This is a genomic window from Paracoccus marcusii, from assembly GCF_006151785.1.
GTDB lineage: Bacteria > Pseudomonadota > Alphaproteobacteria > Rhodobacterales > Rhodobacteraceae > Paracoccus > Paracoccus marcusii.
The window spans coordinates 1-4,240 of record NZ_VDDD01000192.1; the positions used below are offsets into that span (position 1 = coordinate 1).

Sequence of the window (4,240 nt, forward strand, 5' to 3'; positions counted from 1 at the left end):
AGGCTCATGAAGTTGCCATTGTTGCGCCATTGGTCCGAGCGGCAATGGCGACGCGCGTTCAGGCATTCGGACCGGAGCTTGCTGTTGAACGCCTCGATGAAGCCATTGTCTGTCGGCTTTCCAGGGCGTGAGAAGTCCAGGGTGACATCGTTGGCGTAGGCCCACAGGTCGAGGTCGCGCGAGATAAACTCGCTGCCATTGTCGACCCGGATCGTTCTGGGATAGCCGACCTGGGCACAGACCCGTTCCAGTGTCCGGACCACATCCTCGCCGCGGTAGGTGAAGCGCGGGTCGGCTGCTGGACAGAAACGGGAATGCGTGTCGACGATCGTCAGGATCCGCAGCTTTTTGCCCAGGGCGAGTTGGTCATGAACAAAATCCATGGCCCAGACATCGTTCGGTCCGACTGCCTCCTGGCGATCGTCTCGCAGCTTGGCCTTCACCCGCCGCTTCGGGTTCTTGTTCCTGAGCTGCAAGGCCAGTTCATTGTAAATCCTGCGGGTCTTCTTGATATTGATCACCCACTCCTCCCGTCGCAGCAGGACATGGACACGCCGATATCCGTAGCGCACCCGCGTTTCGCAGATCTCTCGGATCCTCAGCTCCAGTGCGGCCTGCCCGGTTCGGCGGGATTTGTAATGGTAGCTCGACGGGTCAAAGCGCAGGGCCTCACATGCCCGGCGGATCGATATGCTCCAGCCCACCAACATCCCGTCGACCAATTTCCGGGTCCGGGCAGGGTGAACCAGCTGGCGCCAGCGGTTCAAACCAGCTGGTGAACGAGCTTTCGGCGGATGACGTCCTGCAACATCTCCCGGTCGAGGGTCAGGTCGGCGACAATCTTCTTGAGCCTGCTGTTCTCATCCTCCAGTGCCTTCAGCTGGCGCATCTCGTCAGGCAGCAGACCTCCATACCGTTTTTTCCAGTTGAAGTAGGTCGCCTGACTGATCCCGGCCTTGCGGCAGATCTCGGCCACCGGCGTGCCTTCCTCGCCTTGCTTCAGGATGAACGCCTTTTGCGCCTCCGTGAACCTCGATGCTTTCATCGTTCTCCGCTCCTCTCCCAGCCAGGGAAGGTTAACCGAAAACTCCAGCTTCAAACGGTCCAGTTTTCAGGGGGCAGAGCAAAACGCCAACGATATCAACCTACACCTCTAACGCAATGGCATGCTTACGGACAGCGACTAAGTCGAACCATTCACCAGAATGCACCAGTTGGAATACCTTGATCGGATCTTCAGCCTGGCTGACGTATCTTAAGTATTTATTAATAAATCGCGCGTAAACATCTTGTAAAGGAGTCAAAATGGACCTTGAGATTAGAAGTGTTCGCGAACTTAATGTACAGCTTGCTCACGCAAACTCAGTTATTGATACCTGTCGCAAAAGCATCCACCGGTTGAACATCGGTGATGACGCAGTTTCCTATGCTTTGACGCGAGTTGATATGGCAATCTGCAATCTGGAAGTCATAAGAGAGCACTTAGAAAAAGATGCTGCGCTTTGGGCACATCTAAGGGCCGCAAATACTGTAAATGATGAATGAATTAACAACGATTTTAGAAAAAGATCATAGTGATAGAAGATTCTGGAAGATAAAGAAGGACTCAAGCGTGATCGCTAAAAGCCTCTCTGTCTGATCTGCGGACGTCCGTGGTGGATGCGAGATCGACAAGTTACGCAGCTAAACCAGCTTAGTACGTAGAGTTCAACCTTTTTTAGATGCGTCGCTACTATCGGCTCTAGCCGGGAATAATTGACTGGCCCACCCTCCGGGGTCCGTCCTGGCAGGCCTTCTGGACGTGGACGTCAGTGTCAACGCACTGATCGAGTGCTATCTGTGGTCCTAGATCTGCCAACATCATGAATAGCAATAGTTGGGATTTGATTTTACACCATGCCCGGACAGACTCCCCACGGCGATCCGATATTTATATCTGAGCGGATGGCACGGTCTGTTCTCAGGGCGCCACCTTACCACATTCTGTCTGATCCAAGTGTTCGGAAAGAAAGTGAAGGGATTGCATACAGCTGCTGATCTGCTTTTTGACGAGATTGCGTTCGCCGCGGTCGAACACCGTCACGCAGCTATACACATGCTCAGCCTGATCGCGCAATAGAATTAATGACTTGACGAGTTCGTCCAACGTCTTCGTATGTGCCATAGTTGCTCCGTCTTTCAAGAAAGTTTCGGTTTGCACAGGCGCTACGCCCGTCTGAAACCAGATCAAAACCGGACCCATAAACAATCGTAGGGTGCATAGCTTTTACCTGCTTATCGTTCGAAATTCGTTAACGGGTGGCGAAAATTCGCCGAAAAATTGTAGTTTTTCACCTATCCACTTGGCGATGCATAAATGCGAAATAACAATAACAGATTACTCAGATCCTCATGTACATCCGTTCACGCGATCAAGAATTGCCCAAGCTCCAGTCTTATTGATTCCAGCGTGTCGGCACGATTCAGGCTCTACAAGGAGACCGAATCAAGTCGCAACGTTTTAAGGCTGACCGAGGTGATGAACTGGCCCCCGTTTCGACCGGACATTTGGGCATAGCCATGGAGGCTTAGGTATATGCCTGAGCACGTGCTTATGTCTGAGATTGAGATCATCACCGATGGCGGTCGTCGGCGCCGCTGGACTGCTGCCGAAAAGCTGCGGATCGTCGAGGAGACGCTGGAGGATCACGCCAGCATTTCCATCGTTGCGCGGCGCAATGGCGTTGCACCCAACTTGGCTCGTATCGTTGGCGAAGGCTCATGCTCGAAGGGGGGAGTGTCGCCGTGACCGAGGATGATGACGTCACCAGCAACAAGGTCGTGCGGCAGCTCGAGGATCGCATCCGCGAACTTGAACGGCATCTCGGCCGCAAGACGCTTGAGGCCGAGATCCTGCGCGAGGCCCTGGACAAGTCACGCTCAAAAAAACCGACCTGGCATGTGCGGTCGCCGCTGACAGGCGGTTTCCGGTGAAGGTGGTGGCAAAAACCCTCGGTGTGGCCCGCTCGAACCTGGTCGATCGACTGAAGGGCAAGACGAAGCCGCGTCGGCGCTACCACAAGGCGCAAGACGGTGAGCTGGTGCCGCGGATCACCACGCTGGTGACGTCCCGGCCGACTTATGGCTACCGCCGCATCACCGCAATCCTGAACCGCCAGCTGCGGTCAGAATGCTTGGCACCGGTCAATCACAAAAGGGTCTACAGGATCATGCAGGCCCATAGCCTGCTGCTTGCGCGGACATATACGGAGCGTCCCGAGCATGTTCACGACGGCAAGGTCATCGTCATACGCTCTAACCTGCGTTCGCCGGTGGGCTCGAACCAGTGGCGCCTCACCGGCTCACTGTTCGGATGGGTTCGAGTTCACCTGCTGGAATGGCGATATCGTCCGCGGTGCCTTCATCATCGATGCCCACGACCGCGAAATCATCGCTTGGCGTGCCGTCGTAAATGCAGGGGTCAGCGGGTCAGACATCCGCGACATCATGCTAGAGGCCGTCGAGCGTCGCTTCGGAACATACCGTGCGCCTGCGGTCGTCGAGATGCTGTCCGACAACGGCTCATCCTACATCGCCAGGGACACGCAGATCTTCGCGCGCCAACTTGGTCTGAAGCCTTGCTTCACCCCGGTCCGGAGCCCTCAGAGCAATGGCATGTCGCTCGACCATTGTCCTCGGACCAATGGCGGACAAGGTCTCGCCATTCGTGAAGACGCTCAAGCGCGATTACGTCCAAGTGACGCCGCTACCAGACGCCCAAACCGTTCTCGGATTGATCGGAGGCTGGATCGAGGACTACAACGACAATCACCCGCATTCAGGGCTGAAGATGCGCTCGCCTCGCGAGTTCATCGCAGCTCAAACCGCAACTGCCTGAGTGTCCGGTGAAACGGGGGCAAGACCACGTGCAGATGACGCGGTTAAAGGCTTTCTTTCGTAGGGTCCACGACAAGCCGCGCATTGCAGATCGTAGCTTCCTCAGCGGCATAATCTTTACCAATCGTACTGTGTTGCAATACTGTGATGCATCCAGAAAGTACGGGCCCGCGAAGACCCTCTATGACCGGTGGAAGCGCCGGAGCCGCAACAGTGTCTTCGCCCGGATTATGGTGAACCTGGCCACCGAAAGCGCCGAGCACAGCACCGTCATCGACGATCAGAATTATCTAAAGCGTTTCTGTATTAACCTGATACATACCCTGCCGCGTGGAAGTAGTTCCAGCACTCCTGGGGTGAGAAC

General features: G+C 55.4%; 3 protein-coding genes and 2 pseudogenes. 3 read left to right on the forward strand and 2 right to left on the reverse strand.

All coding sequences use genetic code 11. The features are described 5' to 3' along the window. Positions 1-1,045 (reverse strand): annotated as a pseudogene (locus tag FHD68_RS17790) (IS3 family transposase); the annotation flags it as partial. 260 nt (positions 1,046-1,305) lie between these two features. On the opposite strand from FHD68_RS17790, the gene FHD68_RS17795 reads away from it, so the two are divergent. Continuing rightward, positions 1,306-1,545 carry a hypothetical protein gene (locus FHD68_RS17795; RefSeq protein ID WP_139086428.1) on the forward strand — a complete coding sequence of 80 codons (240 nt, stop codon included), beginning with the start codon at positions 1,306-1,308 and terminating at the stop codon, positions 1,543-1,545. A gap of 415 nt (positions 1,546-1,960) precedes the next feature. Here FHD68_RS17795 and FHD68_RS17800 read toward each other — a convergent pair whose 3' ends face one another. After that, on the reverse strand, positions 1,961-2,164 hold the full coding sequence (locus FHD68_RS17800; protein WP_139086430.1) for a hypothetical protein: 204 nt from the start codon (positions 2,162-2,164) through the stop codon (positions 1,961-1,963). 411 nt (positions 2,165-2,575) lie between these two features. Here FHD68_RS17800 and FHD68_RS17805 point away from each other — a divergent pair. Together FHD68_RS17805 and FHD68_RS17810 are read left to right on the forward strand one after the other, a co-directional pair. Further along, a pseudogene (locus tag FHD68_RS17805) lies at positions 2,576-3,877 on the forward strand (IS3 family transposase). A gap of 34 nt (positions 3,878-3,911) precedes the next feature. Continuing rightward, positions 3,912-4,240: transposase (locus tag FHD68_RS17810; protein WP_341872779.1), on the forward strand; the 329-nt coding region annotated here is incomplete at its 3' end.

Coding starts and splice junctions, on each gene's coding strand:
- FHD68_RS17800 (WP_139086430.1), bottom strand. CDS start 2,164: ATGGCACATACGAAGACGTTGGACGAACTCGTCAAGTCATTAATTCTA.
- FHD68_RS17795 (WP_139086428.1), top strand. CDS start 1,306: ATGGACCTTGAGATTAGAAGTGTTCGCGAACTTAATGTACAGCTTGCT.